Below are 13,596 nucleotides of genomic sequence, written 5' to 3'. Positions count from 1 at the left end.
TGGTGATCTCCGTCCACTCGCCGAAGAGGAAAGTTATCGCCGTCACTTACGCCCCGGCATTGCCGAGCTTTCGTAGATTGCTGCGAATGTCCTCGATTGTCTGACCGACATTATCCAACACTCCGAGAAGTTCTTTGACCGCCGCAGCTGCGTCTTCGGCCATCAACATTTCCGCAGCGCGCAGCTCGGCTGTCGTGAGCTCGTTCAGAGTGCGGTCAATTGCATTCGAGTGGTTGCTAACCGACTCGCGCGCACGCGTTACCTCCTGTTGATATTGCTGGTATCGACGCACAAGCTCCTGGACGAATTCGGGTCCAAGCGTGGAACGCTGATTGTTGACCCGGCCCATCTGCGCCGAAATCCAGCTCTGATATTGGTCGATGCTTTGGGACAACGGTGCGTCTGGCTGTAATTGGACGCCCAATTGAACCAGTGCATCCCTCAAACTGCGGACCTCAGAAATTCGATTTGCTACAGTCGTGCCGGACGCCGCTTTAAGACGATCAACCAAACCGGAGATCGTTGCCCCATATGATTCCAGTGTCTTTTGCTGATCCTGGAGGCGTGAGCGGAAACTCTCAACTTTCGCTTCATTAGGGGCGGTCGGACTAGAGGCGATGGGAGCACCACGTGGCGATGTTTGACCAGATGCAGCAAACGGCAACGATCCTACGAGGACTGCTGCTAGAGCGACGACTATGTTGAATGATCTAAGCATATCTACCACTCCCGCGTGAGGCGCTATTGGAGATAGTAGTGGCGAGCAGCGCCGAATTCCTTCTCGCACTACCCCTATCCGCACCGGCGTGATGCCAGCAAGCAATGCGTATATGGATGGCGCATTGAATCACGGCCAATGCGCGCTGAGAATCGCACGCGGCGCGGCATTCTGACTCAGGTAAGCAGAGCTTCCCCGGATGTTAGCGAACCACTCCGGGCCTGTCTCATTCGGCTGTTGGCCGATTGAAAGAGCAGCCATGCCAAGGCAGCGGCATCAAAACTTCTCGTAGGCGCATGCTCGCCATCCGGGGCTACAGTGCGGGCAGCGGGTAAAGACTGACGGCTGGAATGTACTTTGCCGATGATCCCGATGATGTCGTGTTTGTCACGATGCCGGCGACTCAGGATGCCGCGCTCACTCGCGAGTGTAGGCGCTCCAACGAACCGCGATCAGACCGCGAATGCGAGAGCTCGCGATTGGACATGGCAGAACACTGAACCGCCCCGGGTTTGCCGCAGGCTTCAACGCCTGAGAGGCCGCGAAAGCGTTGTCGAGCGCGATCCGGCGCACCTTCAGTTCGGCCGCTGCGCTCCAGCGCTGCCAGACCCACAAGGCGCGCAACATATGGAACGCCTGCCGAAAGAGCATCACGCGGTCGCCCGTCGGGTGTTGAGCCAGGCCTGGGAGCTCGATGACGCCGACAAGGCCGAAAAATTGATCCGCAATCTCGCGCGTCGACTTGACCAGCAATGGTCCGGCGTAGCGGCCAGCATCCTCGAAGGCCTCGACGAAATCCTGACTGTCGTCCGGTTGAAGTTGCCGAAGGAGCTTCGTCGATCGCTCGCCTGTACCAACATCGCCGAGAACATGATGGGCACCATTCACCGCGTCATGAGCAACGTAAAACGTTGGCGGGATGCCGGTGTGGCTTTGCGATGGGTACGCGGCCGGCATGATCGAGGCCAACAAGGGCTGCCGGCGATTGAAGCCGCATAAGCAATCGTCGGTTCTGTGCGGCCCTTCAAGCTCACCACGATCGCATGACGATTAAGCCCGCTGCCTACGTCACGAGGGCTGCGCAACATTCATTCCGGCAGACGTAGTTCAACACCGATCGGGACATCCCCCGCGGTGATCGTGCAGCTAGCTACAACGATTATCTTACCAGCGAGACGGCGTGCGCCCATTTTTGGCATGCGGTCATTTTTGTTTTCGCAGAAAGCGACTCTAAGAAAGAACTTTACAGTTGACCAATCGGGCGGAAGCGCGCGAAAGTTGTAAGCATATTCTATTGCTTATGGAGGATGTCATGAGAATCCGTTCGGTCCGCGTGCAGAATTTCAGGGCCTTCGAGGACCAAACAGTGTCTTTTGACTCATGTACTTGCTTGGTCGGGCCCAACGGCGCAGGAAAGTCGACGATCCTGGGCGCGCTAAATGTCTTCTTCCAAGAGGCTGGCAGTGCAACTGACGTTGCAACGCTAACGGCCGAAGATTTCCACGGTGGGAACACAGACATTCCAGTGCAAATCACTGTTACCTTCGATCAACTCAGCGACGCGGCCAAAGAGGACCTGTCTCACTACGTTCGCCATGGAGAGTTGGTTGTAACTTCCATTGCAGTTTTCGATGCCAAAACAGCTAAGGCTCCCGTTATTCAGTGGGGAGAGCGCCTCGTTTTTAAACAATTCGCCGCCTTTTTCGAGGACGACAAGAACAAGGCGACCGTAGAGCCGCTCCGCGCTCGCTTCTTCGAGGTCACGAAGGGATTGGCGGATTTCCCTGATATCGGGAAAAAGCCGACCAAGGCGGCTATGATAGAGGCTCTTCGATCTTATGAGGAGGCTCGTCCAGAAATTTGTGAGAGCCAGCGAAGCACTGATCACTTTTATGGGGTCGGCAGGGCAAGGGGAAGGCTTGAGCCCTATGTGCAGTGGGTTTATCTCCCAGCCGTCAAGGACGCATCCGCCGAAGCAGAAGAAGCGGGAAACACCGCTTGGGTAAATTGCTCCAACGGACTGTCCGGCAGAAGGTTGACTTCGACGATGCATTGGAGGCTCTGCGTGCACGTGCTCGTGCAGAGTACGACGCGCTCCTTCAGGCGCAGCAGGGCACACTTCAAGAAATCTCAGACAGCTTGGCGAAACGTCTCGCTGTCTTCGCCCACCCCGACGCGAGCCTAATGGTTGAATGGCTACAGGGCAGTGACAAGTCGGTTTCAATTGGTGAACCGAAAGCGACTATCAAAGCACAGGAAGGTTCATTCAAGGGAAGCATGCTGCGCTTCGGTCACGGCTTACAAAGGTCGTTCTTGCTCGCTATCCTGCAGGAGCTTGCGTCCGTCGAAAGCGGTTCTTCCGCGGAAACCAGCATCGAAAGACCTACCCTTATATTAGGATGTGAAGAGCCTGAGCTTTATCAACACCCGCCGCAAGCAAAACACCTGTCGGCCGTGCTGAGAGAATTGGCGGCCTTGGGCAACCAGGTTATGCTCACGACTCACAAGCCTTATTTCGTCTCCGGCGAAGAGTTTGAAGATATCCGGTTAGTTCGGCGCGACGGAAAATCGGGGAAATCGCACGTAAAGTGCACAGACTTCGACAGGTTCGCGGTGCGTATCTCTAAAGCGACGGGCAAGAAGCCGGACAAGAACCCCGTCGCGAGAGCAAAGCTACTCGCGGCGTTGCGGCCGGAACCATCTGAATTGTATTTCAGCCAGCGGTTGGTGCTCGTCGAGGGGATTGCCGACCGTGCTTATCTCTCAGCGGCACTTCATCTCGATGGCGAATGGAATGCTATGCGAAGGGCCGGACTTCATATTTTGCCGACTGAAGGAAAGTCGAACATTCTTCAATTGCTCACTATCGCTCAGGAGCTGGAGATACCCTGCTTCGTCATATTCGACGCTGACGGTGATGAGGAACATCCTGATCGTCGACGTCACCATGAGGTTGACAACAAAGCTCTCCTAGCGGCTCTTGAGCTGGGGGGCGATCATTTCCCGTCGGCCATTGTTTGGGGTGACTGTTGTGCGATTTGGCCTAATAATATTGAAGATTCCGTTAGGCAGTGTTTCGAGGCGGCGGATTGGGATCGGGTCAACAATGAAGCGCGGCGCGCCATTGATCCGGCTGCTGGAGGTCTCAGAAAAAATCCGGCGTTGATCGGGGAGCTGCTTGCCATTGCCTGGGCAGAGGGTAAAAAGCCGGAAGTGCTAACAAGCCTGATACGACGTCTTGCGGCGTTCGGCCAAGCAATGGACGCGGCAGCATGACAAGAAGATCGCCGTAACTGCGAGCGTTGTTTGGAGGGTTTAGCGCTTACGGGATGAGTCGGGAGAACCAAATTGCCTCGCCGTATGATGGTAATCAATCATGTTCGAGAGCGTTTGTGCGGTTGACGCATCTCAGTCGTGAGCACCGTCATATCGTAGTCGGATCGAAATCGCGAGGTGTCCATTCCTCTCCGGGTTCTAGGTCAGCTAGGTCAATTATATGACCCGTGCCTTCAACCGGCCACCCTCCCATCTTGGCTGCCCCGTCGTAGGTGGCCATGCGCCGGGAGATAACCACTTCATCTGTAGCGATGTTGTAGAGCTTTACTTTGTAAACGGTCGTCCTGGCCATCTCTATTTCAATTTCCTCTTGATCTGCGTCGTGGGCGTATCCCCGCACATGAATCAGCACTAAGTTGCCCCGCCTGGGCAGCGGCGCAAGCTTGTCGAGGATGTACTGCGGGGCTCCTTCTTTGATTTCTACGCCGTATGCGTAAACCAGCCCATCGTCGTTGGCGATCTCGTTTATCGTATACTCGATTTGATTCAATTCATCGAGCGTGAGGTCAAGTGCCGCGGCAATCGCCTCGGCTTCCTCGGCGTCATACTCATCGTTAAGTTGTCTGCTGCTCATTGTACACAACCCATCATCCCGACTGCCATTCCTAAAGATCAACTTCGTCTGCATCGGCTGCCAGCATATGCTCCAACGCCTTTACATAAAGAGTGAGCAGTGACATTCGATCGAGTATCCTGGGTGGCGCTCGGAGTGACTGCGGCATTTGGCGAGGCTCAAGTTTTCAGAGAGTGGAAGTCAGTTCACGTCTCGAAGGTAATTCAGCATACTGTTACACGCATTCTCGGCCTCAGCGAAGCTTTGGAGCGGCCAGCCGAGAATCCTGATCGAGCCACGGCTCTGGTCAAGCGGACGCCACGAGGCGACGTAGCCCGACCTTCCGCGGAAGCCACGACCAGTCGGGCTCTGGAAGCTGATCACGAACGAATAGCCGTCGCTGTTCGCACTCCATATTTCCATGTCTTCGGCAGCGCGATGGAATTGCAGGGGCATCAGGCTCCGTTCGCCTGGTCAACCCGAGAACGAAATGCTTCGGTCGAACGTCGTAACGGGTCAATACACGGCAGCTCTCGCCGGCAAATTGCGTTCCCTCGTCAAGCCATGGCAAACCAGCAGCTTGGCTTATTCGGCCCAGCAACCTGCCTCGATCCCGTGCTTGAAAACTACAGATGTGAAGGTGTTCGGCGACGCAGAAACGCATTCCTTGGCATCGATTGGTCCTATGTTTGTCGTTTCGATCAACTGCCTAAGCGGGTAGTTGACTGTGACACGAGGCGTCGCCTGAGAAGAGGCTCGAGAGTTGCGGATGAAAGCTCGTGGCAGGCCAGATTGAGCACGATTGCACAAATACGACATGCTAACGACAGTCGTATCCCTCAACTCATCTCGCTTTTTCGGTTTTGCTCCTTCGACGCTTTAAGCGGCAACGTAACTCGGCGCCGAAAAGTGCAAAGCGCTGTCCCTGCCATGCGCCACTAACTTTCACTGGCTGGCCTTGCCAAAAAGAGTTAGTCGCCTCGCTCCCGGGTCGTCACCCGTGGGTAGGGCTTTGTAGCGCTATGTGGGGCATGCGGCGCCTACCAGGATTGGCGGCTATCCAAACAATTAGCTACGCCAGGGACGCGACCTCATCTGAAGCAAATTGAGCTTCGAAAATGCGTTAAGGTCGCGAGTTGTAACGTGGCCGATGACGGGCTCGACAGCCGCACGACGCTTCATCTCGCGCCGGATGGAAGCCGTGACGCGGCGGACCTGCCCCGAGATCCAGACCCTGAACCGATGCGGGTGGCTGTGGCCGCGGTACCCTTTGTCGACATGGATGCGGCGCGCCTCCACGCCAGTGAGAGCTTCTCCGTGTCGGCGACCACGGGGCCGAGCGTGTGCCCGTCGAAGGGATTGCCGTGCAGTGCCTTGGCATGGAGCACGAACTGTCCGCCGTTTGGGAGGTCACGGGGGTGGCGATACTTACCTTGCATCTGGACTCGTAAGGCGCGCGGGCTTTGCCCATGCCGATGCACTCGACCTCCGGGGCACGTAACGCATAGACCTTTGGACCGCGCTGATGCTGATCCTGGCTGCGCACCCGCTGCGCCAGATCGAGCAGCGGGCCGAAGCGAGCTTCCAGCACCGCATCGCCATCAATCTTGCGACGGATCATAATGATGGGTCAATTAGGCGCCGGCCGTCTTGTGAGGCGGCCGGCCTCTTGTGCAGTCCGTATCAGGCCGCGAGTGGATCGCTCAGGAGAACCCCGCCCAGGGATGCCCAGCCCGACCACGGTCCGGAGTGCGGCTTGTCCTGCCAGATGTGCCACAGCGCGTTGTCGGTCCCGCGCGCAAACGCTTCCAGCCGGCCGTCGCTGTTGGCGATCGCGGCGGGATCGCTGGTGATCTGGCCGCCAAGCGAGGCCCAACCGGACCACGGACCGGCATGCGGCTCCTCCTGCCAGATGTGCCACAGCGCATTGTCGGTACCACGGGCGAACACTTCGAGACGGCCATCGGAATTGTCGACCACGGCCGGATCGCTGGTGATGGTGCCGCCGAGCGAGGCCCAGCCTGACCACGGTCCGGCATGCGGCTTCTCCTGCCAGATGTGCCACAGCGCTTTGTCGGTGCCACGGGCGAACACTTCGAGCCGGCCATCGGAGTTGATGAACACCTCGGGGTCGCTGGTGATCTGGCCGCCAAGCGAGGTCCAAGCTGACCACGGACCGGAATGCGGCTTGTCCTGCCAGATGTGCCAGAGCGCGTTGTCGGTCCCGCGCGCAAAAACCTCGAGCCGGCCGTCGGAATTGATCACGCCCGCCGGATCGCTGGTGATCTGGCCGCCAAGCGAGGCCCAACCGGACCACGGACCGGCATGCGGCTCCTCCTGCCAGATGTGCCAGAGCGCGTTGTCGGTCCCGCGCGCAAAAACCTCGAGCCGGCCGTCGGAATTGATCACGCCCGCCGGATCGCTGGTGATGGTGCCGCCAAGCGAGGCCCAACCGGACCACGGTCCGGCATGCGGCTCCTCCTGCCAGATGTGCCACAACGCTTTGTCGGTGCCACGGGCGAACACTTCGAGCCGGCCATCGGAATTATCGACGCTGGAGGGCGAGCTGGTGAGAACGCCGCCAAGCGAGGCCCAACTCGACCATGGACCTGAATTCGGCTTTTCCTGCCAGATGTGCCAGAGCGCCCTGTCGATTCCGAGACTGAACACCTCCAATCGTCCATCGGAATTCTCTGTCACTGATACCGAGTGGGCAAGCGCCGCTGCTGCATTTGTCACGACAACCTCCAATTGTATACTTGCAGTGAGGGTGAGGTCTGCCCCACGCAATTTAAAGTAGCATACCTATTCTGATGCCCACAAGACGGTCTCGCGCGAAAGTGATCTGCGGGCTCAAGTTCCCTGCGTCTCATTCGCGTTTGCTGCAGTGAGCGAAGCAACACTTTGGTTGCGCTCACCCCACACGTCCCTCCGCGAGACCGCGGGTGATTCCTCGGCCGGTTTTGATTGCCGGAGATCCGCCCGCAAGGTCTGCTGCCAGCGATCGAAGTGCTCCGCGAGGAACGCCGCGGAGGCTTGCTGGCGTGCCGCGACGCGTGCGTCGGGGCTTTGGCCGGCCAGTTCTCCTGCGCCGCCGTCCCCCAGATCGTACGTGCGGGAACACAGGGACGTGGGCACCGGCGGCGCAAGCGCATCTGCACCTTCGATTCGCAACGTATTTCGTTGCAGCTCGTCTTATGTCGCTCAAGTCCCATGACCGATCTGGCTGGATTAACGTCGCATCTTCGTCATCGAACGATGTGCTGATGTGGGATGTGAGCTCTATGTGTGCGCCTAGCTCTTGCGTTAGAGATCTGCGCTCGATCTCTTACATTATCGTAGACTAGCCCGAGCGAAGCAGCTCACAGACCCCGCGGCCGATAGCCGATCGCTCACCCACTCCGCCAGATGGGATCTCTGGACAACTATGCAACGCACAAGACGCCGCTGATCCGGAAATGGCTGGCTAAAAGGCCGCGTTGGCATGTGCACCTGACCCCGACCAGTTCGTCATGGCCCAATCAGGTCGAGCGCTTCTTCGCGTTACGGATAAGAAGATCAGGCGCGGCTCTATCGCGGTGTCGCTGCCCTCAGGGCGGACATCACCTCGTTCATCGAACGATACAATGCCGATCCGAAGCCATTCCGATGGACCAAGTCAGCCGATGACATCCTTGCTTCGATCGAACGCTTCTACCGTTACAATGCCCCGGTACAGCACGAGGCGATGTTGCGAACTTCTGGTTCAGGACACTAGCAGTTCAAATGCATTGATTGTGTAGTTGGTTGGATGCGAAATCCGGTGTCGTTCCGCATCTCCAAAATATGCTTGAGCTTCTTGTAGGTCGCGTCGAAGATCAGCTCCAATTTGCGGCATGTATCGAGCAGCACGGAGTCTTTCAGAGACGCAAGCTCATCTTCGGTCTTGTAGTGCTCGCGAGCCTTGCTGCCGCCGACAGCCGCGTCGAAAAAATACCTCTAGGCCGTAAACCGCGCCGCAGGTTGATGACGACCTCATTCCAAACCGCACTCAAGGAATAGTCGAAGAGACCGAAACCGGCGCCGATAACGGAGAGATACCGAGCATCCTTCCTCACTTCTACAGGCAGATCACGAATCAGGCTTTCAATATTGTCGCCGAGTATCCGCCGCTCATCTTGGCCCGCAATCACATTGTCTGCTGGCAAACCCATAGCCTGTAAAAAACCGACGATCATCTGCGCCTAGGGATCGATCAGCTCATTGGCCTTCTTTGGAATGATATTCGACATGCAGCTCTCTAGTCCTCTTGCCGCTCCGCAACCGCCGAAAAAATCAGCGAGTCGTTCGCAGTAACAATTCTGGTTCTCTACTAACCCACATCACGCGACGGTTGGAAAGGACTTTACGGATCTGACGGACTGTGGAAAATGGCGCGGCGCGCTGGAGTCTCAGTAATCTTCCCTGCCGCGCCTGTAGCCCCCGAGTGTCTTGCTTGCCAGGCTTCCACCCCTTCTCGTGTTTCTTGCCCTCGCTCGCAGCTCGCAATTCTGCTATTTTGGTTCTTCCCCGCACTGTCGATGCGTTGATCAGTTGTACGCCTCCTAACACCACGCAATGGCGGTGTCGCATGCAGGGTCCCATCGGAAGGCGATGGCAGACCGTCTCGATGAAGAACCACGATCAGGCGTCCGACGGAGTTTGATAGTTTGTTTCGATGAGACCCCTACTACGGCGCTCAACGTGCGATGGTGCTCTCACCAGGCATAGTGGGCCCCGTCGGGGCGCGCCCGCGCCAGACCAGGTTGTCGAGCAGGGCCTGAACCGTTGCGGCATTCTCGCTCGCCTCTTCTACCAGCGCCAGCGAATGCTTGTTGCCTTCGCCGTCAACCCCGATCGCGGCGACCAGCACAAGATCGTCGCCGAGATGCAGCCCATCGATTTGGACCACCAGAAGGTCGAGCGCGGACAGATCGGCAGCCATGAAGTCGGCCAGCCGCGCCGCCGACAGGCGACGAACCTCCGCGAGGCCAGCTCGAGATCGTGATCTCGCGGCCGTCCACGCCCCGGACCCGCGGGCGCTCGACCTCGATCTTGCCGCCGTCGAAACCAATCCGTCCCCGCGTTCGGCCCCAACAGTGCGCCCGCCGTGCCACATCGCGACCTGGCGCGGCCCGCAGGCCGCCGCCACATCCGCCTCCATATCGTGCCCAGCGCCGCGATCCCTGCCGCAAGGCAGAACCGATCGAAGCTCGCCGGCACTTCTGCAAACGTTTCGTCCACAGCCCCGGTCGCCGGCCAACCAGCCGGGGTGATATCTCTCGTCATGGCGTTGCTCTCCTTTGTGGAAGCAGCACCCCGAGCCTACCGGCTCAAGGTGGGCAACGCCGACCTCTTCAGCAATTCAACAGAACCCGGGACATCCCCGTAGCGAATGGAAATATCAGGAAAATGACCCTGCGGTCATGACGGACCCTCTATTCATGAACCTGCTAAAGGCACTGTTCGGGGGCGTTCCAACTGAATATGTGCGCAAGCTTCCCGAACGTCGCGGCAAACGCGTTTGCGCTTCTTCGAAAGTGCTCGCGGATCAGAAAATCTACGAAATTGCGAGATAAGCAGGTCGCACCCCGCAAAAGCGCGTAAAGTGATTCGGCCTCTCGTGTCCCGGGCCTGATCATGGCTGGCGGACGTATGCGCACTAGAGGCCGAACATATGACCCGCACCGCTCCCGTGGAAGTCGATCGAAAAAAGCTCTTGCAGCGCTCGTTCCAAATATTTGACGGGTTCTGGACAGTGCCCGTCGAGCTTTCGACATCATGTCGGCACTCGAACCACGGGACATCATCGATGGATGACTTGCCAACGCGCTGTGTCGGCGCGAGCCCATTCATCTAAGGACTGGCACGGCGTTTGCTCGAGGAGGGGAAGCCATCTCTCCACGCGGCAGGGGTTAGCATCTCAAGCGTAAACGGTGGCAATTGAAGCCCTCTTGGCTGCGGGGCAGCAACGACGTGCGCGAATTAGCGCGCCGATCTTATTCGGAGGCGACCCCGCTTGAGGTAAACTTATGAAACCTGTTCTTGTCTTTGATTGGAATGGAACGCTGCTCGATGATGCGTGTGCATTGCTCAAAACGACCAACGCCATACTACATCGCTTTGGTCATACACCAATCGACATGAAGACTCTTCGAGAACATTGCGATGTTCCACTATCTCGTTTTTTTCTCAATCTCGGAATGTCGCAAGATGAGGTCGCGATGGTGGATCGCGATGGGAGCGCAATCTTGCACGACACCTACGAACCTCTTGCAGGTAAAGCCGAGCTGCGCCAGGGCGCGCGCAGAGTATTGGAGTTGGCGCGCCGAGAAGCGGCTTCGTCCATCATCGTAAGCAACCATATAGTTGATCCTTTGCGCTCCCAATTGAGAAGACTTGAAATCAATGACCTCATCGACGATGTGCTCGCCTTTGAAAGCCGCGCCACCCAATACAAATCGATGAGCAAAGGAGAGCGGCTTCGTCTATACATGCAGAGAAACGACTTGAAGCCGGAGTCAACCTTCATTATCGGCGATATGCCGGTCGAAACGGATATTGCACGCGATCTCGGGCTCATAAGCATATCCATTACCGGAGGATTTGTTTCGGAGTCGCGTTTGCGGGCGGCGTATCCAGACTACATGATTAACAACCATCATGAGCTGTTGCCAATCTTACAAAGGACCGGTTTTCTGCGGAATGCATAAAACATGATTGGCCAAGAATCATCACCAAGCGTCGTTTTCTAGAACAGCGACGCAGAGCTCCGGAACAAAGCCGTTAGAGCGACTCTCATGCCGTTGCGATGAAGGTCAAAGGAATTCTTTACTTATGCGATCAGGGCCACAATGGCACTTTTCAATACACAGCCAATAGAAGCACGGCATCGGCCCTCCCTCGGAATCGGGCCGATGTCAAAAAACACGGTGGAAGCTTGCGGGAGCATCGCGAGGCATCACGGAATCCCTTTGATGCTTATTGCGAGCAGGCGTCAAATTGAGAAGGACGACTTAGGCGGCGGTTACGTGGAGAATTGGACCACGCAGGCGTTGTCCGAACACGTAGGAAAGAAGTTCCCACCGAATTCCCTACTCATCTGCCGTGACCACGGGGGGCCATGGCAGCACCCTAGTGAACGTGACTATAGCGACGAGAGAGCCATGAAATCGTGCCTAGAGTCCTTCAAAGAGGACATCCGGGCAGGATTTGATCTACTCCACATTGACACCAGCTTAGAACGAGCTGGAGTTGCCCCAATTGACAAGGCTGTAACGAGGTTAGTGGAACTATACGCGGAGTGCCATGATTTTGCGAGAAGCCTTGGTAGATTGGTTCGGTTTGAAGTCGGTTTCGAAGATCAGGGTATCGATCCCGATTGTCCGTCTGACTTCAAGGATAGGCTGCAAGATATCCTTAAGAGACTAATTGACCTCAGACTGCCTTTGCCGACCTTTGTGGTCGCTCAGACCGGAACAAAAGTTGTGGAATTGGAGAACGTGGGAGCAATCATGGCGGCTCCGCGTGAGGTCCGGCACTCGGTCGAGCAGCTTGCAAATATCTGTCGTGAAAGAGGCAGCGCATTAAAGGCCCATAACGCCGACTACCTGCCAGCAGGGCACATTTCTGTACTAAAACGGTCCGGCGTTTCAGCAATTAACATTGCACCGGAGTGTGGCGTCGCCGAAACGCGAGCTTTTGTATGCATCCTCAAAGAGCTGAATTTAGGTGTTCAACTGGAAAAATTTTTAGAACTGGCCTTCGAGTCACTCGCCTGGGAAAAATGGATGAAGCCGAACTCCGAAGCATCCGATATAGATCGCGCTATAATCGCAGGTCATTACGTGTTTGGCACCGAGAGATATCAGGCCATCAAAAACGTCGCGGATTCTGCATGCTACAAACAGGGAAAGAGCCTAGACGAACTTTTACAGAGCGCGGTTGAACGATCCATCGAGCGATATGTCTTGGCCTTTGCCGCATGAAGTTGGGGGCAGATATGAAACAAGATTACCTGAACGAGAGTCGTTCTGACGCTAGTAAGTCACTCAGTAACGCTTCAAGCGGCCTCAATGTTGAGAACGTGACCATCGCCAAGAAGGTCACCAAGGGATGGGGTGAAGAGCGCTGGCTCGTAGCTGAAGGGGCTCCTTTCGGTTTCAAACTCATTCATATTCAGGCCGGTCGCAAAACCAGCCTCCAATATCATGAACACAAGGAAGAGGCGAACCTCGTTCTGAGTGGGAGCGGTATACTTTTCTATGGTCGCGAGCGACGCATTGGATGTTTGAAAAAAATCGATCTTAGGGCTGGCGATATTGTCCACATCATGCCCGGCATGGTGCATCGCATTGAAGCCAAGGATGACATCACTCTTGTAGAGGTCTCCACTCCGGAATTGGATGATGTAGTTCGGCTTGAAGATGACTGGCACCGCGGCAACGGCCGCATTGAATCCGAACATTCGAGCGAACGTTGAGTGGATCAGTTGACCACTGCGGGCCGCTCGTGAGCTATCGCCAAATTTGCTGAGGCGAGGCCAGTCAGGCGAATTATGGACTGACTTTCGTCGGCTTAGCGACTTCGATGCCGTGTTGAATGTCACACCAACGTATCCATCCGAGCTAAGCCGTATCCGTCCGGTGAAGCTTACGATTACCCACTTTTTTGAGGTGCACTGAGTCGAGAAACTTGAGTCGCCAGAATCGCTTGCGATTCTTTGATGGGCACCTGATTCGAGAAGAGGTGCTCTATGGGACTGACTTCACGCGTCCGGGATGAGAAGGCGCATCGGTTGGCGTCTGACGCGGTGACCTGGTTCGACCGTGAAGCTGCGCTGGGCGAATTCCGGGACGCTCGACTTGGCGAGAGCTTTCGCATGCTGCTGCAGCAGATTGGTGGAGATATCGGACAGAGCATTCCGGTGGTTTGCCAAGACTGGGCGAATACCAAGGCGGCCTATCCTTTC

The 13,596-nt window shown here is 56.6% G+C and carries 10 protein-coding genes and 5 pseudogenes; 9 read left to right on the top strand and 6 right to left on the bottom strand.

All coding sequences use genetic code 11. The annotated features are described in order from the left end of the window. Positions 1-46: 46 nt before the first annotated feature. Positions 47-718: a hypothetical protein gene (locus GA0061099_RS40625; protein WP_141697720.1), complete on the bottom strand. Its 672-nt coding sequence runs from the start codon at positions 716-718 to the stop codon at positions 47-49. A gap of 535 nt (positions 719-1,253) precedes the next feature. Here GA0061099_RS40625 and GA0061099_RS34795 point away from each other — a divergent pair. From GA0061099_RS34795 to GA0061099_RS43030, 4 genes and pseudogenes are all read left to right on the top strand, one after another. Continuing rightward, a pseudogene (locus GA0061099_RS34795) lies at positions 1,254-1,824 on the top strand (transposase); the annotation flags it as partial. Positions 1,825-2,018: 194 nt separating this feature from the next. Continuing rightward, the gene (locus GA0061099_RS43040; protein ID WP_074448299.1) at positions 2,019-2,903 is read left to right on the top strand and encodes an AAA family ATPase; all 885 of its coding nucleotides are present in this window, start codon (positions 2,019-2,021) and stop codon (positions 2,901-2,903) included. Beyond that, positions 2,792-3,178, top strand: a pseudogene (locus GA0061099_RS43035) (AAA family ATPase); the annotation flags it as partial. The gene GA0061099_RS43040 and the pseudogene GA0061099_RS43035, both read left to right, overlap by 112 nt. 30 nt (positions 3,179-3,208) lie before the next feature. Beyond that, positions 3,209-3,994: an ATP-dependent nuclease gene (locus tag GA0061099_RS43030; RefSeq protein ID WP_338060699.1), complete on the top strand. Its 786-nt coding sequence runs from the start codon at positions 3,209-3,211 to the stop codon at positions 3,992-3,994. 148 nt (positions 3,995-4,142) lie between these two features. On the opposite strand, the gene GA0061099_RS34780 is transcribed toward GA0061099_RS43030, so the two are convergent. The 3 genes and pseudogenes from GA0061099_RS34780 to GA0061099_RS34765 form a co-directional block, all read right to left on the bottom strand. Continuing rightward, a complete protein-coding gene (locus GA0061099_RS34780) occupies positions 4,143-4,628 on the bottom strand; it encodes a hypothetical protein (RefSeq protein ID WP_036031673.1) in 486 nt (161 codons plus the stop codon). A 1,119-nt stretch (positions 4,629-5,747) separates the two neighbouring features. After that, a pseudogene (locus GA0061099_RS34770) lies at positions 5,748-6,225 on the bottom strand (transposase family protein); the annotation flags it as partial. A 65-nt stretch (positions 6,226-6,290) separates the two neighbouring features. Further along, on the bottom strand, positions 6,291-7,358 hold the full coding sequence (locus GA0061099_RS34765) for a PLL family lectin (RefSeq protein WP_478209845.1): 1,068 nt from the start codon (positions 7,356-7,358) through the stop codon (positions 6,291-6,293). 666 nt (positions 7,359-8,024) lie between these two features. Between GA0061099_RS34765 and GA0061099_RS42320 the strand changes: the two are divergent. Next, positions 8,025-8,364 (top strand): annotated as a pseudogene (locus tag GA0061099_RS42320) (IS630 family transposase); the annotation flags it as partial. Positions 8,365-8,506: 142 nt separating this feature from the next. Here the strand turns inward: GA0061099_RS42320 and GA0061099_RS34760 are convergent. Both GA0061099_RS34760 and GA0061099_RS39490 read right to left on the bottom strand, forming a co-directional pair. Further along, the gene (locus tag GA0061099_RS34760; RefSeq protein ID WP_074448295.1) at positions 8,507-8,824 is read right to left on the bottom strand and encodes a hypothetical protein; all 318 of its coding nucleotides are present in this window, start codon (positions 8,822-8,824) and stop codon (positions 8,507-8,509) included. 527 nt (positions 8,825-9,351) lie between these two features. Further along, positions 9,352-9,914 (bottom strand): annotated as a pseudogene (locus GA0061099_RS39490) (IS256 family transposase); the annotation flags it as partial. A gap of 743 nt (positions 9,915-10,657) precedes the next feature. Here GA0061099_RS39490 and GA0061099_RS34750 point away from each other — a divergent pair. The 4 genes from GA0061099_RS34750 to GA0061099_RS34735 form a co-directional block, all read left to right on the top strand. Further along, complete coding sequence (locus GA0061099_RS34750) at positions 10,658-11,338, top strand: HAD family hydrolase (RefSeq protein WP_036032336.1); 681 nt, start codon at positions 10,658-10,660, stop codon at positions 11,336-11,338. Positions 11,339-11,542: 204 nt separating this feature from the next. Beyond that, the gene (locus tag GA0061099_RS34745) at positions 11,543-12,613 is read left to right on the top strand and encodes a tagatose-6-phosphate kinase (protein ID WP_244429445.1); all 1,071 of its coding nucleotides are present in this window, start codon (positions 11,543-11,545) and stop codon (positions 12,611-12,613) included. Between the two features lie 14 nt (positions 12,614-12,627). After that, positions 12,628-13,107 (top strand): cupin domain-containing protein, encoded by a 480-nt coding sequence (locus tag GA0061099_RS34740; protein WP_081493130.1) that lies wholly within the window; start codon positions 12,628-12,630, stop codon positions 13,105-13,107. 273 nt (positions 13,108-13,380) lie between these two features. After that, positions 13,381-13,596: IS4/Tn5 family transposase DNA-binding protein (locus tag GA0061099_RS34735; protein WP_244621013.1), on the top strand; the 216-nt coding region annotated here is incomplete at its 3' end.

Origin of the sequence: Bradyrhizobium yuanmingense, assembly GCF_900094575.1 — a bacterium.
Lineage (GTDB): Bacteria > Pseudomonadota > Alphaproteobacteria > Rhizobiales > Xanthobacteraceae > Bradyrhizobium > Bradyrhizobium yuanmingense.
This window is presented reverse-complemented; position numbering and strand designations above follow the sequence as displayed.

Coding starts and splice junctions, on each gene's coding strand:
- GA0061099_RS34760 (WP_074448295.1), bottom strand. CDS start 8,824: ATGATCGTCGGTTTTTTACAGGCTATGGGTTTGCCAGCAGACAATGTG.
- GA0061099_RS34780 (WP_036031673.1), bottom strand. CDS start 4,628: ATGAGCAGCAGACAACTTAACGATGAGTATGACGCCGAGGAAGCCGAG.
- GA0061099_RS43030 (WP_338060699.1), top strand. CDS start 3,209: ATGCTCACGACTCACAAGCCTTATTTCGTCTCCGGCGAAGAGTTTGAA.
- GA0061099_RS43040 (WP_074448299.1), top strand. CDS start 2,019: ATGGAGGATGTCATGAGAATCCGTTCGGTCCGCGTGCAGAATTTCAGG.
- GA0061099_RS34740 (WP_081493130.1), top strand. CDS start 12,628: ATGAAACAAGATTACCTGAACGAGAGTCGTTCTGACGCTAGTAAGTCA.
- GA0061099_RS34745 (WP_244429445.1), top strand. CDS start 11,543: ATGTCAAAAAACACGGTGGAAGCTTGCGGGAGCATCGCGAGGCATCAC.
- GA0061099_RS34750 (WP_036032336.1), top strand. CDS start 10,658: ATGAAACCTGTTCTTGTCTTTGATTGGAATGGAACGCTGCTCGATGAT.
- GA0061099_RS40625 (WP_141697720.1), bottom strand. CDS start 718: ATGCTTAGATCATTCAACATAGTCGTCGCTCTAGCAGCAGTCCTCGTA.